This window comes from Parasphingorhabdus sp. W113, assembly GCF_055693205.1.
Genome location: NZ_CM146328.1, coordinates 1,615,104 through 1,639,406 on the forward strand (window position 1 = coordinate 1,615,104; position 24,303 = coordinate 1,639,406).

The window sequence follows — 24,303 nt, forward strand, 5'->3', positions numbered from 1 at the left end:
GCAAAAGGGAAATACAGGGGTCTGATGCAAGTATTTGCTTTCTATCTATTCGCAAGCATTGTGATTGCCAGTGCGGCATTTTGCATTTTTGCGCGAAATCCCGTGCACAGCGTGCTGTGGCTGATTCTCGCCTTTTTCAATGCGGCAGGGTTGATGCTGCTGGTCGGCGCCGAATTTATCGCGGCGTTGCTGGTCATCGTCTATGTCGGTGCGGTGGCGGTTTTGTTCCTTTTCGTCGTCATGATGCTGGACATTGATTTTGCGGAATTACGCGCCGGATTCATGAAAAACCTGCCGCTCGGATTGCTCTTGGCAATTGTATTGGTTGCCGAGCTGATCTTCGGAATCGGGGCGTGGACGTCCGCAGGGATGGGCGAAGCCGATGCCGTTGTTGGCATGAACGCAGGCGGGCTATCCAATATCGAAGCGCTGGGGACGGTGCTCTACACCAAATATATATTCCTCTTCGAAGCCGCAGGCATGATTCTGCTGGTCGCGATGGTCGGCGCGATCGTCCTGACCAACCGCCAACGCGGAGGTGTGAGAATACAGAGCATTCAGGAGCAGGTCCGTCGCCGTCCTGAAGAGGCCACCCGCAATGAACAACCCGAAGTCGGCAAGGGAGTCGAGCTATGATTGGCATCGAACATTATCTGGTGGTCAGTGCGATCCTGTTCGTGATGGGCATGCTGGGCATTTTTCTGAACCGCAAGAACATCATCATCATCCTGATGGCGATTGAATTGATCCTGTTGTCGGTGAACCTGAACCTCGTAGCTTTCAGCGCGTTTCTAGGGGATATGACCGGGCAGGTCTTTGCGATGTTCATTTTGACCGTGGCTGCCGGGGAAGCCGCTATTGGTCTCGCCATTCTCGTGATTTATTTCCGTCAGCGCGGCACGATCGCCGTCGATGATGTCAACCGGATGAAGGGTTAAGGACTTGACGATCCAGCTTATCGTTTTCCTGCCCTTGCTGGCAGCCATTGTTGCAGGGTTTGGCAACCGCCTGATCGGGAACGTTCCCGCCAAACTGGTGACGACCGCGGCGCTGTTCGCATCCTGTGCGCTCAGCTGGCCGGTCTTTATCGACTATATCATGCTGTCCCGCGCCGCCGAAGTGGTGCCGGTGCTCACATGGGTGCAGTCCGGGGATCTCAATTTCGCGTGGTCCTTGCGGGTCGATGCGCTGACAGCGGTGATGCTGGTCGTTGTGACGACCGTTTCGGCCCTGGTGCATCTCTATAGCTGGGGCTATATGGACGAAGACCCTGATCAACCGCGCTTTTTTGCCTATTTGTCGCTGTTCACTTTCGCCATGCTGATGCTGGTGACCGCGGACAATCTGGTGCAGATGTTCTTTGGTTGGGAAGGGGTGGGCCTGGCGTCCTATCTTCTCATCGGATTCTGGTTCAAGAAACCAAGCGCCAGCGCCGCTGCGATCAAGGCTTTTGTCGTCAACCGGGTTGGCGATCTCGGCTTCATGCTCGGAATTTTCGGCACCTATCTGGTGTTCGGCACGGTTTCGATTCCGGAAATTCTCGAAGCGGCGCCAGCCATGGCCGGTTCGACGATCACCTTTGCCGGGATGCGGCTTGATACGATGACGATCCTGTGCCTGCTGCTGTTCATCGGCGCGATGGGCAAATCGGCGCAGCTTGGACTGCACACCTGGCTCCCCGACGCGATGGAAGGACCGACACCGGTTTCGGCACTGATCCATGCCGCGACCATGGTCACCGCCGGCGTCTTCATGGTCTGCCGCCTATCTCCAATGTTCGAAACCAGCGAAGTTGCTCTGGCGGTGGTGACGATTGTTGGCGCCTGCACGGCGATATTTGCAGCGACGGTTGGCCTTGTGCAGCATGACATCAAGCGCGTCATCGCTTATTCGACCTGCTCACAGCTGGGTTACATGTTCTTCGCAGCCGGTGTCGGGGCCTATAGCGCGGCGATGTTCCACCTGTTCACCCATGCCTTCTTCAAAGCCTTGCTGTTCCTCGGCGCGGGCTCGGTCATCCATGCGATGCACCATGAGCAGGACATGCGCTATTATGGCGGTTTGCGGAAAGAAATCCCGCTGACTTTCTGGGCAATGATGGCAGGTACGCTGGCGATTACCGGTGTCGGCATTGTCGGCCTCGGCGGTTTTGCCGGCTTTTACTCCAAGGATGCGATTATCGAAGCGGCCTTTGCCAGCGGCTCCAGCACCGGGCAGTTTGCCTTTGCTATTGGTGTGCTCGCGGCCTTGCTGACCAGCTTCTACAGTTGGCGTCTGATGTTCCTGACCTTCTGGGGCACACCGCGCTGGATCCAGTCCGAACATATTCAGCACAGCGTGCATAAGACGCCGGAAGAAGCCGGTACGGACCAGACCGGTGGCTATCATCCCCATGAAAGCCCGCTGACCATGCTGATCCCGCTGGGCGTTTTGAGTCTGGGTGCCATTGGCGCAGGATTTGCCTTCCATCACAGCTTTATCGACGCGACCGACGGTTTCCGCTTCTGGGCGGGTAGTCTCGCTTTTGACCGGATATTGATGCACGATCTTCATGAAGTGCCCCTGTGGGTCAAACTGGCATCAACCGTTGCCATGTTGATCGGACTAACCACCGCCTTCTTGCTGTATTTCCGTGGAAAAGACCGTCCTGCGCGGCTCGCAGCGACGTTCGAGCCGGTCTATAAATTCTTCTTCAACAAATGGTATTTTGACGAACTATACGATCTGATCTTTGTTCGTCCGGCCTTCTGGTTCGGCAGATTTTTCTGGAAAGCCGGTGACGAGGGCACGATTGACCGCTTTGGCCCGAACGGTGTCGCGGCGGTTGTTGCCGGCGGTGCCGGGCTCGCCAAGCGATTCCAGACCGGGTATCTCTATAGCTATGCGTTGGTCATGCTGCTGGGTCTGGCGGCGGCGGCGACCTGGATTATCGTAAAGGGAGCCGGCTAATGAACCAGCTCGATTTCCCGATCCTGTCGCTGATGATGGGCCTGCCAATGCTGGCTGCGATCGCTTGTCTGTTCCTCAATGCGCAGGGTGCGCGACTGCTCGCGCTGGCGACGACCCTGGCCCTGTTCGTTCTCGGCGTAGTGCTGTGGATCAACTATGATATTGGCGGCCCGCAATGGCAATATGTCGAGCGGGTCGACCTGTTCGGCAATTTCGCCTGGGCATTGGGCATCGACGGCATTTCGATGATGCTGATCATGCTCACCGTGTTCCTGATGCCGATCTGTATCGGAGCGAGCTGGGAATCGATCCAGAACCGGGTTGGCGAATATATGGCGGCCTTCCTGTTCATGGAAGTGCTGATGATCGGCGTGTTTGCGGCGCAGGATATCTTCCTGTTCTACATCCTGTTCGAGGCCGGTCTGATCCCGATGTATCTGATTATCGGGATATGGGGCGGGACCAACCGGATTTACGCAAGCTACAAATTCTTCCTCTATACCCTGCTGGGGTCGGTGGTGATGCTGATCGCGATGCTGTGGATGGTGCAGGAAGCGGGTACGAGCGACATTCCAACCTTGCTCAACTATGATTTTGATCCGGATGCGCAGACCTGGCTGTGGCTGGCCTTCTTCGCCAGCTTCGCGGTCAAAATGCCGATGTGGCCGGTGCACACCTGGTTGCCGGACGCGCATGTTCAGGCACCGACGGCGGGCTCGGTCATTCTGGCCGGTGTTTTGCTCAAAATGGGCGGTTACGGCTTCCTGCGCTTTTCGATACCGATGTTCCCGGAAGCATCCGAGCAGTTTATCTGGTTGATCTTTGCGCTGTCGATGGTTGCGGTGATCTACACGTCGCTGGTGGCGCTGGTGCAGCAGGATATGAAAAAGCTGATCGCCTATTCCTCGGTTGCCCATATGGCGATTGTTACGGTCGGTCTGTTTGCGTTCAACCGCCAGGGTATTGAAGGCGCGATCATTGTCATGCTGAGCCACGGACTTGTGTCCGGTGCATTGTTCCTATGTGTCGGGGTCATATATGATCGCCTGCACACACGGGAAATCTCGCGCTATGGCGGGTTGTCGATCAATATGCCGAAATATGCGGTGCTGTTCCTGCTGTTCACGATGGCGTCCATCGGACTGCCGGGCACCAGCGGCTTTGTCGGTGAGTTTCTTTCGCTGATCGGCCTTTACAAGGTCAATAGCTGGGTCACCCTGGTTTGCACCGTCGGCATTATCCTGGGGGCAGGCTACATGCTCTATCTCTATCGCCGGGTCGCTTTCGGGGAACTTGTCCATGACGATGTCAAGGCGATGCCCGATCTCTCTGCCCGTGAAATGGCGCTGCTGGCGCCGATAGCCGCGGCCGTGATGTGGATGGGCGTCTATCCGGAAAGTTTCATGGCACCTATTCGCGGCGATGTCGGCGCGCTGGTCGCCCGAATTGATCGCGCGGCACCGGAAGGGGATGCACAGTTGAAAATGGGGCAGGCGAAGGCCGTTACGCATGATACCGAAAATCATGCAGCAGGGGAGGCGCACTGATGGACTATTCCCTTTCCCTTTCGCTGATTTTCACGCTTCCGGAAATCATTCTGACCGTGAGCAGCTTGATCATGTTGCTCATCGCGGCCTGGGGCGGCAATGCGTCCGCCCGCCTTGTAACGATCCTTGGAGTTGTGGCGCTTGGCTTTGCTTCCTATTTTGTCACCGACTTTCTGGTCAATCCATCTTTCGAATTTGGCGGTGATGCCTTTGGCGGCCTCTATCGCATGGATCGCTTTGGCAGCTTCGCGAAATTGCTGATCTATTTTGCCGCCGCGATATCGCTGATGATCGCGCCGCGCTATTTCCAGAAAATGGGGGCTTACCGCGCCGAATATCCGGTGCTGATCATATTTGCCACGATCGGCATGGGAATGATGGTTTCCGCTTCCGATCTGCTGACCCTCTATATCGGTCTCGAGTTGAACAGTCTCGCAGCCTATGTGCTGGCCAGCTTCATCCGCAATGATGTGCGCTCGTCCGAGGCCGGCTTGAAATATTTCATCCTTGGTTCGCTCGCGAGCGGCATGCTGCTTTACGGTATCTCGCTGGTTTACGGCTTTGCCGGATCGACGAGCTTTTCGGTCATCGCCGATACGCTCAGCGGTGATCTGTCAACCGGACCTTTGATCGGTGTCGTGCTGGTGCTTGCCGGTCTCGCATTCAAGATCAGCGCTGTGCCATTCCATATGTGGACCCCGGACGTCTATGAAGGCGCGCCGACCCCGGTCACCGCCTTTTTCGCAAGCGCGCCCAAAGTGGCGGCTATTGCGCTCACCGTGCGGGTGATTATCGATGCATTCGGCAATCAGACATCGACCTGGCAGCAGATCATTGTCTTTGTCGCTTTGGCGTCGATTGTCCTCGGTGCAGTGGCCGCCATCGGGCAGCAGAATATCAAACGCCTGCTGGCTTATAGTTCGATCAACAATGTTGGCTTTCTGCTGATCGGTCTCGCTGCCGGGACGCCAGAAGGAATCTCCGCGATGCTCTTCTATCTCGTCATCTATGTCGCGATGACTCTGGGGAGCTTCATCTGTGTCATGGAAATGCGCGATGCCGATGGCAAGTCGCTGGAATCTTTGTCCAGCCTCGCTGGATTGTCGCAGACCCGGCCCGGACTGGCTGCGGCTTTTGCGGTCTTCATGTTCTCACTCGCAGGCATTCCGCCGCTCTTCGGTTTCTGGGGCAAGTTCCTCGTCTTTGATGCTGCAGTTGCCGCTGGCATGTTGCCACTCGCGGTCATCGGCATCGCAGCTTCGGTGATCGGTGCCTTCTACTATATCAAGGTCGTCAAGATCATCTATTTTGACGATCCGGCAGGCCAGATTGCAGAAACCGGGCACAAGACAGAAAATGGTCTGATTGCCTTGTTTGCAATCGCCGTTTCGCCCTTGGGCTATCTCGCCATTCCATTGTTGGCGCCAGTGACGGCTTCGGCTGCACAGGTCCTGTTCTGACCATCCGCATCGAGACGGTTTCGGAAACCGCATCGACCAATGCGGACCTGAAGGCGCGAGCGACCGCAGGCGCAGAAGAAGGGCTGTGGCTGCGCGCGATCCGGCAAACCGGTGGTCGCGGCAGACTGGGACGGGTCTGGGAAAGCCCGGAAGGCAATCTTTACTCCAGCACGATTGTGGCCTGTCGACCGGACGATCCGGCACCATCATCCTTGTCTTTTGTAACCGCGCTGGCGGTTTATCGAGCGATTGCCCATTTTGTGCCTGCCGCCCCGATATTGCTCAAATGGCCCAATGACATATTGCTCGGTCAGGCCAAGTTGTGCGGCATATTGCTCGAAGGCGTTGGCGACAAGGTGATCGTGGGCATCGGTGTCAATGTAACCGTGGCGCCGCCGGTTGCGGATCGAAAAGTGACCAGCCTGCATGAAGCCGGTGCAGATCCCGATCTCACCGCCGAACAGTTTCTGGAGCAGCTGGCGGAGTCTTTTGCCCAAACGCTCGCACAGTGGCGCAGCGAAGGCCTGGCGGTGCTGCTGGCAGAATGGCAGAAACGGGCGCATCCTTTCGGTTCGGCTTTGTCGGTCAGCGACGACAAGGGCGAAAAAATACCCGGCACATTTGCCGGACTGACGGAAACCGGCGCACTACGCTTGAGAAAGGCTGACGGAGCGCTTATCGAGATACATGCCGGTGATATTCATCTCGGCTAACGAAAGGGGTCGCTCATGCTGCTAGCCATAGATGCCGGCAATACCAATGTGGTTTTCGCGCTGTTTGACGGCCCGGAGATCAAGGCACGCTGGCGCATCGCTACCGATGCACGGCGGACTGCAGATGAATATGTCGTGTGGCTGCGGCAATTGCTCGAGCTCAATGCACTGGGGCTCGACGCGATTGATGCGGTTATCATTGGCACAGTGGTTCCGCGGGCGTTGCATAATCTGACGGTCCTGTCGGAAAAATATTTTGGCGTCACACCCTATGTGGCGGGCCGCGGCGCAACGGAATGGGGCGTCGCTCTGGATGTTGCCCAACCGGATACGGTCGGTGCGGACCGAGTGCTGAATGTTATCGCCGCGCATCAGAAATATCGCCAGGATATCGTCATTATCGACTTTGGTACGGCGACAACCTTTGACGTGGCCGATTATGATGGTGCGTATAAAGGCGGCGTGATTGCGCCGGGGATCAATCTTTCGCTGGACGCTCTGGTCGGAAAAACCGCCCAGTTGCCACGTATCGCTCTGGAGCGTCCCGAGTCCGAAAATGTTATTGGACGCACAACCGAAAGCCAGATGCTGATCGGCATATTCTGGGGCTATGTCGCGATGATCGAAGGCCTTGTCGAACGGACCAAGAAACAAATTGGTCGACCGACCAAAGTGATCGCAACTGGCGGACTAGCCATATTATTCGATGAACATACGGACGTATTTGACCATCTGGAGTCTGATCTTACACTTCAGGGTCTGTCCTTCCTCTACGAGAGAGCAACCAGTACCTAATGATAAAACCAAAAAATGAGCTTCTCTTCCTGGCCCTCGGCGGGTCAGCGGAGATCGGGATGAACGTCAACCTTTACGGCTGTGACGGCAAATGGGTCATGGTCGATCTCGGAATGACTTTCGCCGATCCCGGTTATCCCGGTATTGATCTGGTTCTGCCGGATCTCGAATTTATCGAGAAGCAAAGCAAGAATTTGCTCGGAATCGTGCTCACCCATGGTCATGAAGATCATATCGGGGCCGTGCCCTATTTTGCGGAAGAGCTGGACGTGCCGCTCTACGCCACGCCCTTTACCGCGGGTTTGATCCGGCGGAAACTGGAGGAAGCTGGTCTCGAAAAATCGGTGGAACTCAACATCATTCCCAATGAAGGCAGCTTTGACCTGGGACCCTTTGGTTTCCAATATCTGCCGATTGCGCACAGTATTGCAGAGGGCAATGCGCTGCTGATCGACACGCCCCATGGCAAGATTTTCCATACCGGTGACTGGAAGCTCGACAAGGACCCCTTGCTTGGCGTTCCGGCCACACCCGAGCAGCTCACCGCGATTGGTGACGATGGCGTTCTGGCGATGGTTTGCGATTCAACCAATGTATTCAACGAATCCGCTTCCGGGTCCGAAGGCGAGGTGCGGGAAAATCTTCTGCGGGTCGTTGATAATATTGATACCCGGGTGCTGGTTACAACCTTTGCTTCCAACGCTGCGCGCTTGCAGACGTTGGGAGAAGTCGCCGTAAAATCAGGGCGCACGCTCTGCGTGGCCGGCCGTTCGCTCGACCGGATCATCGAGAATTCCAGAGAGAATGGCTATCTCAAGGATTTTCCGCCAACGGTGAGTTTCGACGAGGCGATGACCCTTCCGCGTGATCAGATCATGATCGTTGCGACGGGCGGACAGGGAGAGAGCCGGGCTGCACTGGGCCGGATTGCCGGCGACAGCCACAAGATCAAGCTGAGCGCGGGCGATCATGTCCTGTTCTCGTCCAAACAGATTCCGGGCAACGAGATTGCCATCGGCCGTATCCAGAACCAGCTCGCCGAAAAAGGAGTGATCATGGTCACCGACCGGCAGGAAGATATTCATGTTTCCGGCCACCCTGGCAAACCCGAACTCAAGACCATGTACGAATGGATCCGGCCAGACATACTGGTCCCGGTTCATGGCGAAATCCGTCATATGAAGGAGCAGGCCCGTTTTGCTTTGGCACAGGGCGTTCCACAGGCTGTTTTCCAACAAAATGGCGATGTCGTCCGCCTGGCGCCCAATGGTCCCAAGACCATCAGCAACGAACGCACTGGACGTCTGGTCGTGGATGGCGACGTGATCATTCCGGCCGACGGCAAGGCGCTTCAGGAACGGCGCAAAATCGGCTATAACGGGATGATAGCAGTGGCGATCGGATTGAACGAGAAAGGCAAGATAATGGGGGAGCCCGTATTGCGCCTCACCGGTGTTCCGCTGGAGGAAGATGAAGAAGATTTTCTGGATGAGATGACCGACTTGATCGTGAAGAAATATCGCAAGCCAATTGGTGATATTGCCCGGTTTTCCGAGGAACTGCGCCTGATGGTTCGGCGTGAGGCGACCGAATGGACGGGCAAGAAACCGGTGGTGAACGTCATGGTTGTCGAGGCCTGACCCGATGCAATTGACGTCCATCATCGCGATCTATGTGCTGTTCTGGGTGATCGCTGCCTTCATCGTCCTGCCATTCGGCATTCGCAGCCATCAGGAAATGGGTGTCGAGATGGTCAAGGGGCAGGCTGATAGCGCGCCGGCAAATTTCCGGCCTGCGCGCGTGTTGCTGTTCACGACCTTGCTTGCCACCGTGGCGTTTGGATTATTCTATCTGAACTACAGCTATCAGTGGATCACGGTGGACGACCTCGACCTTTTCGGTAGCCGTGAGAGGCTGGACAGTTGATCGCGTGAAAGCTGACTGGCAGTCGGGTCGAGCCGCGCCTGCCTAGCTCCGCAAACGCTCGATTGCCTGCGCCAGAGCCACATAGAGTTTACCGATATCGGAAGACAGCAAGGTCACGCTGATGGCGCTGCCATCCCGCGTCGACAAAATGCCGCGCAGCATCGTCTCGAAATCATGAATATAGCGATTCACATGCTCCCGGAACTCTGAATTGCCGTCATATTCAGCGAGAATCTCGCGCACTTCACCAGCGTCGAGCAAGCGTACTGCCCGGCGCGTGAAAATCCCGCGATCGCCTTTCAGATAAGCGGCCCATTCGGTGTCGGTCACTTCGTTCGACAGCAATTTGTTGACATCAATAGCGGTCGAATTGAGCGATTCCGTCAACAGCGCTACCCGGCGAGTGAAATTCTCGTCGCTGCTCTGTTCGGCTTTTTCCTTCGCGAACAATATGCGTTGTTCGAGATTGGTGGTCATCGTTTCAATCGCAGCCAACTGGTCGGTCAGATGCCCAGCGGTCGATTGGGTGGTCGCCACCGCGTTGGACACCGCGCTTTCGAGCTTCGGCGCGATTGATGCGATTTTCTCGTCGATGATCCGGTTGAGCGCTTCCTCGCTGACCTTTTCGAAGGATTCGGCTGATCCCGAGATCGCGCTTTCGAGCGCCTTGCGGGAATGATCGGATGCTTGTCGCGCGGTGTCCTTGACCCGGAGCAGGGCGCTGATCAGTTTTTCGCCGGCGCTTTCTGTCAGCGCTTCATTCTGTTCCCGGACGCTCTGCAAGGCCTTTTCGAGGCCCGCAATGCGCTCAACGACATTGGCGGTTGCAATGGTGCCATCTTCGCTCAATTTCGCCAGCTTCGCGCGCTGTTCTTCAATCGCTTCATCCGACTTCTCGAATTTGGTGACCGATTCTTCTGCAGCCTCACCGACTTTCTTGGCCTGTTCGGTCATCCGGTCGAACAGCATGAAGCTGCCTTCCGACTTTTCGTTGAACCGGTCGAAGGCGGCGGGCAGGGTTTCGTCGAGTTCGCGTGCGCCGCTGTCGAGCGCAATCAGCAGATTTTCCATCCGCTCGATCATGCCATCGGCCGTGCCGTGGCCGCTTTCGATTGATTGTTTCAGCGCATCGCTTTTCTGTTCGAGCGTCGTCATCGCAAAGGCCAGCTTCGCTGTTTTCTCGCCGCTTTCATTGTCGAGCTGAGCCACGTTGGCGGATATTCCGACGACTTTTTCATTAAGATCGTCGACCAGCGCCTTGAGCCGCGCTTCCTCTTCGTCCGCTGCGGTTCCGACTTTCTCCAACGTCGCTTCGAGTGCCTCGAGATCGGACTTGATCGCCTGCGCTGATTCAGAATTTTCCTTGGCGAGAGTCGCGCGGGTTTCGTTGAGCGCGTCAATCACTTCGGACGAGCTCGTTTTCAGCACCCCTGCAATGCGGTCCGCCCCGGTTTCCGATTCTTCGAGTTGCGCCGTCATCTTGGTCTTGATCGATTCAGCGGTAACAGCAAGCTGCTCCAGTGATTCTTCCGACCGTTGGGTCAGGCTGTCGAGACTGGCTTTGGCATTGGTGCCCACTTCGCCAACTTTCGTCAGCGATGCGATCATCGCGGCGATTTCGGTTTGTGCGGCGCGACCGGAATTGCCGATCTGATTGGTTACGTCTTTGGCCGTGTTGATCACCACCGGCAGATGCTTGCGCAGCTGTTCGAGATTCTTGTAGGCGGCGGCACCCACATCATCGAGCTTGTTCATCTTTGTCAGGCCGTCATTGAGCACCGACTTGATATTGCCGGCCGCTTCATTGAGTTTCTCGGATGACTGGCTGCCGAGGGTCTCGAGTTCCCGGGTTTCCTGCGCAAGAAATTCGCGCGCCATGGACAGTTCATTGTTCACGGTCTTCAACCGATGTTCCAATTGCTCGGATTCCTGCCGCAAGGCCGAGGCAACATCAGTGAACCGATTCGCTTCCCGGCTGCTGTTGCGCATGTACAGCATGTAGAGGATAATCATCGTCGCCAAAGGTAAACAATATTGCGAAAATAGCTCGATACCGGCCTTCATCGACGGAAATGTGGTAAAAATGTCGCGGTGGACCCAGCCGAAAAAGCCGGTCCATGCGAGCGCGGCAATTGCGAGCAAAGAAGGGGGGATGACGCTGCCGGAAGAGGATGTAGTCTCCTCGTCATCGGCATAGTGATTCCACTCGTCTTCGTCGGCAACATCTTGAATTGCCTCGGTTTCCGAACTTTCCTCTTCTGCCTTGTCCAGACGTTCCAGCGCTTTGCCGCTTTCGTCTTCGTCAAACTCCACGTGATCCGCAGGGGTTTCTTCCCCGCTGTCACGCCACATCCCGATGATTTTTGATCCGCTTGTCATGAGTCGTATTTACCATAAATCGTGCGTGGAGAAACTATAAGTTAACCATGTAGCCGTAAGAAAGTCTCATGTCATTTGATTATGGGGCTTTAGATGCGGCATTGGCCGCCGCAGTTGGCGACGATCAGTCACTCATTGCAGAGTTGCGCGCTGCGTTTTTGGAGAGCGCGAACCGCCAGGTCGACTTGTTGCGCCGCTCGCGCTGTGACGCCAACTGGCAATATGCCGCCTGGCGTCTCAAAGGCCTGGCCGCGAGTTTTGGAGCGACCGGCGTGATGCGCCTGGCCGATGAAGCGGCCGAGTCTGCGCCCGGGGAACCGACGATCATTGCCAAGCTGGAGCGCGCCCTGTCGACGATAGAATCGCACCGCGACTAATCGGCCTCGGCGCTTGCCGCAGCCGGATTGATATATCACTTTGACGCGTCCATCCGAGATCCTATAGGGATCGCAGCAGAGCCTGCTGTATATAGGATGGTTACTTGAGACTGGCACTAATTTCCCTCGCATTGCAGCAAGAAAACGGCACAGGACCGGTCGGTTTTTTGCCGCTTTTTGACAGCCGGATTATCGATTTCCAAGTCGCCCACAGCGTGCGCGTCGGGGCCGAGAAAATCATCATCCTCAGTCCAACCATGCATGGTCCGGTGCTGCAATATGTCGATGATCTCAAGCGCAACGGGCTCTCCGCGGAGATTGTGCGGAGTAGCAAGGATCTCACAGCCTATGCTGGGCCGACCGACGATCTGGTTTATCTGGGTGACGGCATCCTTCCCGATGCGAGGATGATCGACCATCTGCAAAAGGCAAGCGGAGAGCAGATTTTTGTCGTGGACAATGGATCTGCCTATGAACGGTTTGAGCGGATCGATCTCAATCATCGCTGGCTAGGTATCGCACTCCTGCAAGCAACCAGGCTATCGGAACTGGCCGATGTTCCGGATGACTGGGATACCGGATCGGCACTGTTGCGGACCGCGGTCCAGTCCGATTGTCGGCGCGAGATCATTTCCGATTCACAAATGGAAGAAGGGGCAATTGCGCAACTGCACGGGCCTGTAGATATTACGATCCATACCGAGCACCATTTGAACCGGTTTCGCCTCGCCGAATCCAATTTCCTGGATCGCTATATGGGGTGGCCGATGATGCGCAAAGCGCTTCCCCGGTTGTGGGAGCGGGAAGGGGCAGACCGCTATTTGGGTTGGTTCGGCCTGGCCGTTGCAACCCTTGCGCTGCCCTTGGCCTATTTCACAAATCCAGTCTGGATGATCGCCATTTTGTTTCTTGCGGGCCTAGTAATGCAAATGCGGAACCGGATGGGTTTGTTTCGGACCGATGCCGGAAAAACGGACCATTGGCACAATATCGTGCGTTTGCTGACAGCGCTTGCCTTGACAGTTGCGGTCTTTCGGCTGTCCGCGCCGACGCTGCTGGTGGCCAATCTGGTGATCCTGATTTTGCTCCTAGGCGGTTTCTGGCTGGCGCGATCAGTAGCAGTTCATCCGTTGTCAGGGCTATTTCGGCCAACTAATATTCTGATTTTGCTGATATTATTTCTGGCCGCAGCCGCAGGATATTTTGTCTGGGGGCTTTATGTCGCGGCGCTGTTTTGCATGATCTACGCCGTTAGCGCGCAAATGACAGAATGTCCGGACAACGCGAGCTACACCTCCGACAAATAGACCGGTTGCACTTAGCCAGATGTTAACCACATTATTGTAGGTCTAACTCCATGGCGAAGCGAGATTTTTCAATGGTGCGTGATCTGGATCTGGGGCTTGTCCAGCAAGCAGCTGCTATGGACATGTCCGGCAGCCAGATCGCCGACGATTTGGCCGCGGCGCTCTTCCCGAAATCGACCATCGCAATTTCAGACCGGATGCTGTCAAACGGCCGCCAGTTTCTGCATGCGATAGTGCAGGAAATTGAAGCCGAACTCAGCCTCATCGTTATTAAAGAACTGGGAGTGACCCAGGAGAACATCATTGCCATTGGCAATGATCGACGGGCCTATAGCTACGCATCGCTCGAGCGGTCAGGCCTGTTGCAATCCAAAGCGCTCATGGAACATGTTTTTGTCGCCATTCAGCGCGCGGAATTGACCGCGCGTCTGCTGCAGAAAATATCGCAAGTCGATCTCGAAGCGGCATTGGCGCGATATCTTGATCATCCGGACTCTTCGATTGCAGACGCTGCGATGGCGTTGCTGGTGGCGCAAAGCCGCAACGGTGCAGAAACCGCTCCGATCAGTGCGAGCATTACCGGAATGCCTGCAGAGCTTCTTTTCACGCTGGTCTGGCCGGTGGCTGCTGCAATCGGGCAATTGACCGACTATGACGGTCCGGAACTGCCCAAAGCAGCAGAACTGTTGCTCGCCCGCCACGATGAGGGGCTATCTGTCGCACGCGGCGCCCAGCGATTGGCGCAACTGGTTGATCAGCAAGCGACAGACATGACCGATCCGCATCCTTTGCATGACGGTCTGGATCTGTTCTTTGCACGACTGGCCAATCGTTCAGGAATCTCCGTCGATCAACTGATCAGCTATACCGCTGAACCCAATATGGCGCGGTTGGTAATTGTTCTTCGCGCTGTGGGGATGCCGGTCGAGCATGCGTTGTCCATTTTTGGTGCCCTGGATCATGGCGGTCAGATGCTAACCACCGCAAGCTATCATGAGACCGATAGCGAGGAGTCCGCCGTATTGGTCGAAAAATGGGCGGCAAACCGGTTGTTTCAGGAGGCACGGCAAAAATTGTCTCGTCACCAACAGGGCCTGGTTGACTGATGACAATCACCGGTAATCTGGCTGAACCCGTGCGTGGGGAAGTAAATGGTGATGGGCGTCTGATCTCGGCCGATCCGCTATTGTTGAATTTGCATCTGCATTGCGGCGGCCGCGAAGGTGGCCCGCTGGCCATACCGCAACTTGCCAATCTCTGCCGATTGAGCCGGCAATTGAACATGAATTTGTCGCGCTCGGTGCAGGCGGCCGATGACGATATGCAGATCAACTTGTGGGTTGAAACCAGGCTCCAGCAGGGCGACCAGGCTGATGGAATAGCGATCAGCATTGTGGACTGGAAAGAAGTCCCAACGGCGACCGTCGCCGCGACGCAGCGAAGTCGGGAACGCGATCTCGACAAGTTACGCGGACGCGGCTCTATTCGGACTGATGGCGCGCTACGGATCATGGCGCTGTCCTTGCCCGGAGACTTGCGCGCTGGTGAAACACTGGTCGGCCGATCGTTGCTGGACATATTCGCCTTTGAGCCGACCGCACAAAAGGACAACCTGATCGAACGGGTAGCGGAACGGCAACCCATTCGCGGGATGAACATTCGTCGTATCGATGGACAAGAGAGCGCATTCCGTCTTTCGGGCCAGCCTTTGCTCGACAATGGCGGTCTGTTCTCGGGCTATCGGTTTACGCTGGAAACGCCTTCCGATGAAGCCGGCAATCTGGCACCTGTGCCTGCAGGAAACTTGATCAGCGAATCCTTGTTCGGATCACAATTGGGCCCCGCCTTGCGCCAGCCACTGGGCAAAATTATCGCCAATGCAGAAACCATCGGTAACCGTCTGGAAGGGCCGTTGCGCGGCGACTATGCCAGCTATGCGCGCGATATCGCGTCTGCCGGTCGGCACCTGATGGATCTGGTTGATGATCTGTCCGACCTGGAAGCAATCGAACGGAGCGGCTTTTCCGTCGCGGCTGATGATATCGATCTCGTTGATCTGGCGCACCGGGTCGCTGGTCTGCTGGCAGTTAAAGCGGCCGACCATCAAATTCGTATCGATGTACCCGACGAAGGGCAGGAACTCCCGGCCAAAGGCGAGTTTCGTCGGGTTTTGCAGATCCTGGTGAATCTGGTCGGCAACGCGATCCGCTATTCTCCCGACGGTTCGGTGATCAAGATCCGGGTCAAGCAAGTCGGTGATATGGCGACAATTACCGTTACTGATCAGGGCGATGGCATAGCGGAAGCCGATCAGCAGAAAATTTTCGAAAAGTTCGAACGCCTCGGGCGATCTGGTGATGGTGGAAGCGGTCTCGGCCTGTTTATCTCAAAACGGCTTGCAACAGCAATGGACGGCACGCTGTCCGTTGAAAGCAGTCCTGGGAAGGGAACAAGCTTCACCTTGGCTATTCCTGCCCGCTAGAATCGAACTGAGCCAAAAAACGCCATAAAAAAGGGGCATTGCTGCCCCTTTTTCATCAATTCTGTTTGTTGATCCTAGCGACTGCCGATCGGAACATAGTCGCGATGCGTCGGGCCGGTGTAGAGCTGGCGCGGGCGCCCGATGCGCTGGCCGGGATCAGAGATCATCTCGTTCCACTGGGCCACCCAGCCGACGGTGCGGGCGAGGGCGAACAAAGCGGTGAACATCGAGGTCGGGAAGCCGATGGCTGAAAGGATGATGCCGGAATAGAAATCGACGTTCGGGAACAGCTTTTTCTCTTTGAAATACGGATCGTTGAGCGCCATTTCTTCGAGTTGCAGGGCCACGTCAAAGACCGGATCGTTCACTTTGAGCGCGTCAAAAACCTCGCGGACGGTTTTCTGCATGACGGTCGCGCGGGGGTCATAATTTTTGTAAACCCGGTGTCCGAAGCCCATCAGACGGAACGGATCATCCTTGTCCTTGGCGCGGGCGATATATTCCGGAATGCGATCGGGATGACCGATTTCATGGAGCATGTTGAGCGCCGCTTCATTGGCGCCGCCATGGGCAGGGCCCCACAGGCAGGCAATGCCGGCCGCGATACAGGCAAACGGATTGGCGCCGGAAGAGCCCGCCAGACGAACGGTCGAGGTTGAGGCATTTTGCTCGTGATCTGCATGGAGAATGAAAATCCGATCCATGGCTTTCTCGATGACGGGATCAACAACATATTCTTCTGCCGGGACACCAAAGGTCATCCGTAGGAAATTGCCGGTATAGCTGAGGCTGTTATCGGGATAGAGGAACGGCTGTCCGACGGCATATTTATACGCCATCGCCGCAATCGTTGGCATTTTGGCGATCAGCCGGTGGCTCGCGATCATCCGCTGTTGCGGATCATTGATATCGGTGCTGTCATGGTAAAAAGCAGAAAGCGCGCCGACGACGCCGCACATGATGGCCATCGGGTGGGCATCGCGTCGGAAACCCTGATAAAAACCGCGCAGCTGATCATGCAACATGGTGTGACGGGTGATGGTGTTGGTGAAATCATCATATTCATCCGATGTCGGCAATTCGCCGCGAAGCAGCAGATGGGCCACTTCCATGAACGAACTATGTTCGGCGAGCTGCTCGATGGGATAGCCACGATGGAGCAAAATGCCTTCGCCACCGTCGATGAACGTCAGTTCGGATTCACAGCTGGCAGTGGATGTGAAGCCGGGATCATAGGTAAAAGCGCCGGTCTGGGCATAGAGCTTCCGGATATCTACAACATCCGGGCCTTCGGTGCCCTTCATGACGGCAAATTCATGATTGTTGCCGTTAATTTTAAAGTCTGCGCTATTGTCGCCCACAATATTTTCCTTTCTGCCCCTGAAAAGTTCAGGTTATTTTATCTGATCTGCGAGACGGCCCAATGACTCTTCTTTGCCCAAGAGTATCAGCACGTCAAAAATTCCAGGTGAACTGGTGCTGCCGGTCAAGGCGGCCCGCATGGGTTGTGCAAGCTTTCCTAGCCCCAGTTCGGCGGCCTCTGCTATCGCCTTAACCGTGTCTTCGGTCGCCTCGATCGTCCAATTGTCGAGCGCGTCCAAAGCAGAATGAATCGATTCAAGCAGCTGCCGTGCGTCAGCATCTAGCAGAGCTTGGGCCTTCTCGTCGAGGCCAAGTGGACGTTTTTTATAGAGAAAAAGGCTATTATCGGCCAATTCGATAAGATTTTTTGCACGGCTCTTCAAAACCGGCATGGCTTGCTCGAGCAATTCCGTTTCAGCGGCGGTCATGGCGCGTTCCAATGCGGTTTCCAACCAAGGTCCGGTCAGTGCAACCAGCGCGCTATCCTCTGCGTCGCGGATGTACAGACCATTGAGGTTCTGGAGTTTTTTGGCATCGAAGCGCGAGGGCGATTTGCCCACCCCGGCGAGATCAAACCATTGGGTTGCTTGGGCACGGGAAATAATCTCGTCGTCGCCATGTCCCCAGCCGAGCCGCAGCAGATAGTTGAACATGGCATCCGCCATGATGCCCATGTCCCGATAGGCCTCAACGCCCAAGGCGCCATGGCGCTTGGACAATTTGGCGCCGTCATTGCCGTGGATCAGCGGAATATGGGCGTAAACCGGTTCCGGCCAGCCCATGGCGCGGATCATGGCCAATTGCCGAAAAGCGTTGTTGAGATGATCATCACCGCGGATCAGATGGGTGACACCCATGTCATGATCGTCAACCACCACCGCCAGCATATAAGTCGGTGTGCCGTCGGATCGCAGCAGGATGAAATCATCGATCTCGCTATTCTGGACGGATACATCGCCTTGAACCGCGTCAGAAATTGTTGTTTTGCCGTTGGTTCCGGTTTTTAGCCGGATGGCATAGGGCGCGCCGTCCGGAGCGTCCGCCGGATCGCGATCGCGCCAGCGGCCATCATAGCGCATCGGTTTCTTCTCCGCCCTTTGCTGCTCGCGCATCGCGGTCAGCTCTTCCGGGGTTGCGAAACATTTATAGGCATTGCCGCTGTCCAGCAATTGATGGGCGACTTCGGCGTGGCGTGCGGCCCGGTCAGATTGAAAAACAGGTTCGTCATCCCAGTCGAGACCCAGCCAGTCGAGCCCTTCCAGAATCGCATCAATGGCGGCCTGGGTTGAGCGCGCCTTGTCGGTATCTTCAATCCGCAACAGAGCCTTGCCACCGTGATGGCGGGCAAAAAGCCAGTTAAACATCGCGGTGCGCGCGCCGCCGATATGAAGGAAACCGGTAGGTGACGGCGCAAAGCGCGTTACCACTGTTCGATTGGGATCTGGATTCACGGTCGAAAAATTCCTGTGTTAAGCCCGAAAAATGCGGAATGAAAAGGATCCGGATGCTGACAGCGCCTTTTCCAAATCATTCGGAATGCGGGTCAGGGCCGGTTTAATTGATCTGCCCCTTAGCATGGCGTTTCACCGACGACAATTGCTTGAATATCTTGGAATTTGGGCGATTTTCGAATGGCTTGAAGTTCAATTGGACAAAGAGCGTGATCAACTGGCGCTGTGGGCGCCGGTCGCGCTGGGACTGGGAATCACGATCTGGTTCCTGCTCGCCGACTGGCGTCTTTGGTGCGGTTTTCTGCTCGGTTGTGGCGGGTTGGCCTTATCTGTCAAAAGCGCAGCAGGCCATAGCCGGACCGCAAGGGCTCTGCTCATCTTTGTGACGGTGACGGCTGCGGGCTGTGCGCTGATTTGGCTGCGGTCTGTCACGGTAGCCGGGCCGGTGCCAGAGCGACCTATCGTGGCCACGTTTACCGCTGCGGTTGAGCGATCGGAGATTGTTCTGGCGCGCGATCAGGTGCGCCTGACGCTGCGAACCGCTGGCACATCGGATATCCCTCCGCGGGTCCGGGTCAACGTCCCGCTGGTGAAAATGCCGCAATCCTTGCCGGCGGGATCGGTGATCACTTTGCGGGCGCGTCTGATGCCCCCGGCGATGGCCGCGTTACCGGGGGCCTATGACTTTTCCCGGCGGGCCTGGTTTCTCGGATTGGGCGCGACCGGACAATTGCTCGGCAATGTCACGGTCGTGTCCCGCGCCAAACCGATTTTCGCCTTTGCCCGATATCGCCGGGAATTGTCCCGCCACGTCCAGCAGCAAATGGCAGAGGGGGCAGGGGCCATTGGCGCAACGCTCGCGACCGGTGATCGCGGCGCGATTGGCGAGGCGGATGCCGACGCCATGCGCCACAGCGGATTGGCTCATCTCCTCTCGATCAGCGGTCTGCATGTTACAGCCGTTGTCGGTGCTGTCTACATTCTGGTGCTGCGCATCTTGGCGCTCGTTCCCGGATGGGCGGTACGCGTCAGACTGCCGCTCATCGCTGCGGGTTGTGCGGCTGTTGCGGCCCTTGCCTATACTTTTTTGACAGGCGCGCAGGTGCCGACGATCCGGGCCTGTGTCGCGGCCTTGCTGGTGCTCATGGCGATGCTGATCGGGCGCAGCGCCATTACCTTGCGGATGGTCGCCGCCGGCGCACTGCTCGTCCTGCTGTTCTGGCCTGAATCCCTCATTGGTCCCAGCTTTCAGCTCAGTTTTGCAGCCGTTACGTCAATAATCGCGATGCACGAGCATCCGCGTATCAAAGCGCTATTCCTGCGGCGGGAAGAGCGGCTTGCGAAGCGGATCGGGCGCTTCATACTGGCGCTGTTCCTGACCGGATTGCTGGTCGAACTGGTGTTGATGCCGATTGCCTTGTTTCATTTTCACAAGGCCGGTGTCTACGGCGCGTTGGCCAATGTCGTTGCGATCCCGCTGACCACGTTCGTGATCATGCCCTTGATTGCACTGGCGCTCGCCCTCGACAGTATCGGGTGGGGGGCGCCGCTATGGTTCGCCGCTGAAAACGCCTTGAATAGCTTGCTCTGGCTGGCCCATTTCGTGTCCAGTCGTCCCGGTTCGGTAACCCTGATATCAACTATGGCGCATGGCGCTTTCGGCTTGATGATTGCCGGTGGTCTCTGGCTGGCGCTGTGGCGCGGTGCGTGGCGGTTCTGGGGCGCTGTTCCAGTGGCATTCGGCATAGCCATGGTGGCCAGTGGTCATCCACCCGATCTCTATATTACGGGCGATGGCCGCCATCTGGCTATTCGGTCCAAAGCAGGAGAGCTAGCGATGTTGCGCAATCGCAGCGGTGATTTTATCCGGGACATGATACTGGAAAACGCCGCAATTTCAGAGGCCGCAACCGCCTTGGAAGACTGGCCCGGTGCGGACTGCAACGCCGACAGCTGCGCGGTGACAGTTGAGGATCGCTCTGGTCATGAGTGGATCATCCTTGCCACGCGGAGTTCCTACTATATTCCGGCTCTTTCCTTGTCCGCCGCCTGCCGCAGAGCCGATATCGTGATCAGCGAACGCCGTTTGCCAGCGAGCTGCCAGCCGCGCTGGTTCAAGGCGGACAAGGTTTTGCTCGCGCAAACCGGCGGCATGACAGTCGATTTGTCGAAAAGAAAGGTTCTGACCGTCCTGCAGCGCACCGGTCGCCATCATTGGATCCGGCTAAAGCCGCGTGACCCGCTTCCGGTCCGCGACCCGGTGGTCGATCCGGCGGGCATCCAGAGAGAAACTCTGAAAGCCCCCTAAGAGGCCAGCTTGCTAATTGTAACGACGCAACAACCCAGCCATCTTGCCCTGGATACGGACTTCGTCAGGCCCGAAGACCTGCGGTTCATAGGCCGGGTTTGCAGGATCAAGCCGCACCTGACCGCTATCCTTGAACAGATATTTCAGCGTCGCTTCCTCTTCGTGGACCAAGGCCACGACGATTTCGCCGTTGCGTGCCGTTTCCGTCCGCTGGATCAGCGCATAGTCGCCGTCCAATATGCCAGCATCGATCATGGAATCGCCGGATACTTCCAGCGCATAATGCTCGCCGGAACCCAAAAGCGCCGCCGGTACACTGAGCGCCGACTGGCCTTCAAGCGCCTCGATCGGCACACCGGCAGCAATTTTGCCGTGGAGGGGGATTTCGATAACATCATTGGCGGCGACGGGGATTTCCTGCATCGGTGCCGGTTTTGGTGCCTCTGCTGCCAAGCTGACGACGTTGGACGGGGCCGATTTCAGCGCACCGCCTTCGGGTAATTTCATCACTTCCAGTGCCCGTGCACGATTGGGAAGGCGCCGCAAGAAGCCACGTTCTTCCAATGCACTGATCAGCCGGTGCACACCCGATTTCGATTTCAAGCCCAGTGCGTCTTTCATCTCTTCAAAAGACGGGGATACACCCGATTCTTCCAATCGATTATGAATGAAACAGAGCAGTTCATGTTGTTTGGGTGTCAGCATGCTACGGTCCTATATAGAGAACGAATACAGAACAATTATGAAACAAACCGGGATAAGTCAAGTCTTATCTGTTCCCCATCCGTTTCGCCTAAATCGCAATGAAAGAAACTGCTTTCCCTTCGGCGACGGGGTCGGCATGGGCCGGACGGATGAGCAACGCATTGGCGGCTGCCAGAACCGACAATTTGGCGCTGTCCTGACTGGCATAGGGGGTAATCATGTCGCCGTCGACAAAGGCCCGGAGAAACTCGGCGCGTTGACCGGTTGGCGGTAGGTCCGCCGTCGTCCGGGCCGAACCTGTGTGCGGGAGATATTTTTTGGCGCCGGCCATGAAACGGAGCAAGGGCAAAAGAAACAGCGTGGCTGTGACAAAGGCGGATCCGGGATTGCCGGGCAATGCTATTACTATTGAATTTCCGAGTTTGCCGGCCATGAGCGGCTTGCCGGGCTTCATTGCAATCTTCCAGAAATCGGTTTGGCCCCCGAGCCGGTCAAAGGCCGGGGCAATGAGGTCGTGATCGCCGACCGAAGCGCCACCAATGGTTACGATGACGTCACAATCACGGGCGCTGTGGAGCGCGGTGCAAACGGTGTCCAGGCGATCGGGAACCCGGCTAATCATACGCGTTTTAACCGGTATTTCGGCCATCATCGCTGACAGCATGACATCGTTGCTGGCCGGAATCTGGTGCGGTGTCAAAGAAACGCCCGGCTCGCGCAATTCGTCGCCGGTAGACAGGATCGCAACCGCTGGTGCCTGATGGACCGGCAAGGTGGCATGGCCGGCAATGACGGCATGACTCAGGGCCCGGGGATGCAAATGGGTGCCAGCGTCCAAGGCGATGTCATCCGCACGAAAATCACCCCCTTGATGGCGCACATGCTGGCCGCGCATTTTGGAAGGATCTGCCTCGAGGCTAATCTGATCCCCGTTTACGGAGACATTTTCCTGCAGAACGACCGTATCGGCCCCTTCGGGCATCAGGGCACCGGTAAAAATGCGCGCGGTTTCGCCTGACCCAATGGCCGAGCAGGGCGGGCTGCCCGCCTTGCATTCGCCCACCATTGTCCATGGCCCGTCCCGGTCTGCAAAACGAATGGCATAACCATCCATCGCCGACATGTCCCCGGCAGGCTGGCTGCGCAAGGTCAGCAAGTCTTCTGCGAGATAACGCCCGCGGGCCTGATCGATCGCAAGCGTTTCCAAAGGCAGGCGGCGCGCCATCGCAATGATGCGCTTTTGCGCGTCCTCAAGAGGAAGAAGCGGCTTCACGCTGCGGTCCAGTCCCCCGATTTTCCGCCCGTTTTGGCGATCAGGCGAACATCACGGATGACCATGTCTTTCTGCATCGCCTTGGCCATGTCATAAATGGTCAGCAGCGCCACGGATGCAGCAGTCAGCGCTTCCATCTCGACCCCGGTCTTGCCGGTCAGGCGCGCCAGCGCGGTGACTTTGATGCCGTTTTCGAGATAAGTGAATTCCACCGCAACCTTGCTCAAGGCGAGCGGATGGCATAGCGGGATCAGATCGCTGGTCTTCTTGGCGGCCATGATGCCAGCGATGCGGGCGGTTGCCAGCACATCACCCTTTTTCATAGCATTGGCGCGAATGGCGGACAAAGTGGTTTCGGCCATTTCGATCACGCCCTCGGCGCGGGCCTCGCGGACCGTGGCGGCTTTGTCCGCTATATCGACCATATGGGCCGCGCCATCACCATCTATGTGGGTGAGTTTGCTCATGACTGTTCCTCGCCGTTCAATAATGCGCGCGTCGCGGCCTCGACATCGGCGTGACGCATCAGCGATTCTCCGACCAGAAAGCTGCGCGCGCCACATTGTGCCAGACGCTGGCAATCATCATGGGTGAAAATACCACTTTCTGACACCATGATGCGGTCGTCGGGGACATATTTGGCGAGGCGTTCGGTCTGATCGAGACTGGTCTCAAACGTCTTGAGATTGCGGTTGTTGATTCCAAGCAGACGGGATTGGAGTTTGAGCGCCCGTTCCAGCTCTTCTTCGTCATGCACTTCAATCAGCGCATCCATGCCAAAATCGCGCGCAGCGGCTTCCAGTTCGCTGGCGAGACCGTCGTCGAGAGCCGCCATGATGATCAGGATCGCATCGGCGCCAAGCGCTCGAGATTCCGCGATTTGCCAAGGGTCAATCATGAAATCCTTGCGCAAACAAGGCAAGGAAACAGCGGCGCGGGCAGCAGTAAAATAGTCGTCCGTCCCGAGAAAATAGGGCGCATCGGTCAGGATTGACAGGCAGGCCGCTCCGCCAGCTGCATAGGCCCGCGCGTGGTCCGGAGGATTGAAGTCTTCGCGGATCAAACCCTTGGACGGGCTGGCTTTCTTGATCTCGGCAATCAAGGCAAAGCCCTCTGCCGACCGATCCACAATCGCTTTTTCAAAGCCGCGCGCTACCGATTGCGTATCGATCTTTTCGTTGACCGCCGATTGCGGTATCAAGGTCTTGCGTTCCGCGACATAGGCGCGCTTGGCGTTGCAGATTTCATCAAGCTTGTTCATCGGGCGAT

At 56.7% G+C, this 24,303-nt stretch carries 21 protein-coding genes; 14 read left to right on the plus strand and 7 right to left on the minus strand.

What is annotated here, in order from left to right:
• Nucleotides 1-21: 21 nt before the first annotated feature.
• From ACZ1GS_RS07680 to ACZ1GS_RS07720, 9 genes are read left to right on the plus strand one after another with little or no spacing between them, the layout of a single operon-like run.
• Nucleotides 22-636 (plus strand): NADH-quinone oxidoreductase subunit J, encoded by a 615-nt coding sequence (locus ACZ1GS_RS07680; protein WP_472698093.1) that lies wholly within the window; start codon nucleotides 22-24, stop codon nucleotides 634-636.
• Nucleotides 633-938 carry an NADH-quinone oxidoreductase subunit NuoK gene (nuoK, locus tag ACZ1GS_RS07685; protein WP_472697878.1) on the plus strand — a complete coding sequence of 102 codons (306 nt, stop codon included), beginning with the start codon at nucleotides 633-635 and terminating at the stop codon, nucleotides 936-938. Before ACZ1GS_RS07680 ends, nuoK begins: the two co-directional genes overlap by 4 nt.
• A 4-nt stretch (nucleotides 939-942) precedes the next feature.
• Nucleotides 943-2,949 (plus strand): NADH-quinone oxidoreductase subunit L, encoded by a 2,007-nt coding sequence (nuoL, locus tag ACZ1GS_RS07690; protein WP_472697879.1) that lies wholly within the window; start codon nucleotides 943-945, stop codon nucleotides 2,947-2,949.
• Entirely contained in the window at nucleotides 2,949-4,496 is a 1,548-nt protein-coding gene (locus tag ACZ1GS_RS07695) for an NADH-quinone oxidoreductase subunit M (protein ID WP_472697880.1), read from the plus strand. The genes nuoL and ACZ1GS_RS07695 overlap by 1 nt, the downstream gene beginning before the upstream one ends.
• Nucleotides 4,496-5,956, plus strand: coding sequence for an NADH-quinone oxidoreductase subunit NuoN (gene nuoN / locus ACZ1GS_RS07700; protein WP_472697881.1), 1,461 nt, complete (start codon nucleotides 4,496-4,498; stop codon nucleotides 5,954-5,956). Before ACZ1GS_RS07695 ends, nuoN begins: the two co-directional genes overlap by 1 nt.
• A 47-nt stretch (nucleotides 5,957-6,003) precedes the next feature.
• On the plus strand, nucleotides 6,004-6,669 hold the full coding sequence (locus ACZ1GS_RS07705; protein ID WP_472698094.1) for a biotin--[acetyl-CoA-carboxylase] ligase: 666 nt from the start codon (nucleotides 6,004-6,006) through the stop codon (nucleotides 6,667-6,669).
• A gap of 15 nt (nucleotides 6,670-6,684) precedes the next feature.
• Entirely contained in the window at nucleotides 6,685-7,464 is a 780-nt protein-coding gene (locus tag ACZ1GS_RS07710) for a type III pantothenate kinase (RefSeq protein WP_472697882.1), read from the plus strand.
• 2 nt (nucleotides 7,465-7,466) lie between these two features.
• Nucleotides 7,467-9,104 carry a ribonuclease J gene (locus tag ACZ1GS_RS07715; RefSeq protein WP_472698095.1) on the plus strand — a complete coding sequence of 546 codons (1,638 nt, stop codon included), beginning with the start codon at nucleotides 7,467-7,469 and terminating at the stop codon, nucleotides 9,102-9,104.
• Nucleotides 9,105-9,108: 4 nt separating this feature from the next.
• A complete protein-coding gene (locus tag ACZ1GS_RS07720) occupies nucleotides 9,109-9,390 on the plus strand; it encodes a DUF1467 family protein (RefSeq protein ID WP_472697883.1) in 282 nt (93 codons plus the stop codon).
• 42 nt (nucleotides 9,391-9,432) lie between these two features.
• Here the strand turns inward: ACZ1GS_RS07720 and ACZ1GS_RS07725 are convergent, their stop codons facing one another.
• Nucleotides 9,433-11,769, minus strand: coding sequence for a coiled-coil domain-containing protein (locus ACZ1GS_RS07725; RefSeq protein WP_472697884.1), 2,337 nt, complete (start codon nucleotides 11,767-11,769; stop codon nucleotides 9,433-9,435).
• A 68-nt stretch (nucleotides 11,770-11,837) separates the two neighbouring features.
• Between ACZ1GS_RS07725 and ACZ1GS_RS07730 the strand changes: the two genes are divergently transcribed.
• The 4 genes from ACZ1GS_RS07730 (at nucleotide 11,838) to ACZ1GS_RS07745 (ending at nucleotide 15,935) form a co-directional block, all read left to right on the plus strand.
• Nucleotides 11,838-12,146 (plus strand): Hpt domain-containing protein, encoded by a 309-nt coding sequence (locus ACZ1GS_RS07730; RefSeq protein WP_472697885.1) that lies wholly within the window; start codon nucleotides 11,838-11,840, stop codon nucleotides 12,144-12,146.
• Nucleotides 12,147-12,250: 104 nt separating this feature from the next.
• On the plus strand, nucleotides 12,251-13,453 hold the full coding sequence (locus ACZ1GS_RS07735) for a hypothetical protein (protein ID WP_472697886.1): 1,203 nt from the start codon (nucleotides 12,251-12,253) through the stop codon (nucleotides 13,451-13,453).
• Between the two features lie 50 nt (nucleotides 13,454-13,503).
• A complete protein-coding gene (locus ACZ1GS_RS07740; RefSeq protein WP_472697887.1) occupies nucleotides 13,504-14,559 on the plus strand; it encodes a hypothetical protein in 1,056 nt (351 codons plus the stop codon).
• Nucleotides 14,559-15,935: a sensor histidine kinase gene (locus ACZ1GS_RS07745; protein WP_472697888.1), complete on the plus strand. Its 1,377-nt coding sequence runs from the start codon at nucleotides 14,559-14,561 to the stop codon at nucleotides 15,933-15,935. Before ACZ1GS_RS07740 ends, ACZ1GS_RS07745 begins: the two co-directional genes overlap by 1 nt.
• A 74-nt stretch (nucleotides 15,936-16,009) precedes the next feature.
• Here the strand turns inward: ACZ1GS_RS07745 and ACZ1GS_RS07750 are convergent, their stop codons facing one another.
• A complete protein-coding gene (locus tag ACZ1GS_RS07750) occupies nucleotides 16,010-17,239 on the minus strand; it encodes a citrate synthase (RefSeq protein ID WP_472698096.1) in 1,230 nt (409 codons plus the stop codon).
• 90 nt (nucleotides 17,240-17,329) lie between these two features.
• Nucleotides 17,330-18,748, minus strand: coding sequence for a glutamate--tRNA ligase (gene gltX / locus ACZ1GS_RS07755; RefSeq protein WP_472697889.1), 1,419 nt, complete (start codon nucleotides 18,746-18,748; stop codon nucleotides 17,330-17,332).
• Between the two features lie 31 nt (nucleotides 18,749-18,779).
• On the opposite strand from gltX, the gene ACZ1GS_RS07760 reads away from it, so the two are divergent.
• Nucleotides 18,780-21,056: a ComEC/Rec2 family competence protein gene (locus tag ACZ1GS_RS07760; RefSeq protein ID WP_472697890.1), complete on the plus strand. Its 2,277-nt coding sequence runs from the start codon at nucleotides 18,780-18,782 to the stop codon at nucleotides 21,054-21,056.
• Nucleotides 21,057-21,068: 12 nt separating this feature from the next.
• On the opposite strand, the gene lexA is transcribed toward ACZ1GS_RS07760, so the two are convergent.
• The 4 genes from lexA to trpC form a co-directional block, all read right to left on the minus strand.
• Nucleotides 21,069-21,761 (minus strand): transcriptional repressor LexA, encoded by a 693-nt coding sequence (gene lexA / locus ACZ1GS_RS07765; RefSeq protein WP_472697891.1) that lies wholly within the window; start codon nucleotides 21,759-21,761, stop codon nucleotides 21,069-21,071.
• Between the two features lie 88 nt (nucleotides 21,762-21,849).
• On the minus strand, nucleotides 21,850-23,034 hold the full coding sequence (locus tag ACZ1GS_RS07770; RefSeq protein ID WP_472697892.1) for a molybdopterin molybdotransferase MoeA: 1,185 nt from the start codon (nucleotides 23,032-23,034) through the stop codon (nucleotides 21,850-21,852).
• Nucleotides 23,031-23,501, minus strand: coding sequence for a cyclic pyranopterin monophosphate synthase MoaC (moaC, locus tag ACZ1GS_RS07775; RefSeq protein ID WP_472697893.1), 471 nt, complete (start codon nucleotides 23,499-23,501; stop codon nucleotides 23,031-23,033). The genes ACZ1GS_RS07770 and moaC overlap by 4 nt, the downstream gene beginning before the upstream one ends.
• On the minus strand, nucleotides 23,498-24,295 hold the full coding sequence (gene trpC, locus ACZ1GS_RS07780) for an indole-3-glycerol phosphate synthase TrpC (RefSeq protein WP_472697894.1): 798 nt from the start codon (nucleotides 24,293-24,295) through the stop codon (nucleotides 23,498-23,500). Before trpC ends, moaC begins: the two co-directional genes overlap by 4 nt.
• Nucleotides 24,296-24,303: the final 8 nt, after the last annotated feature.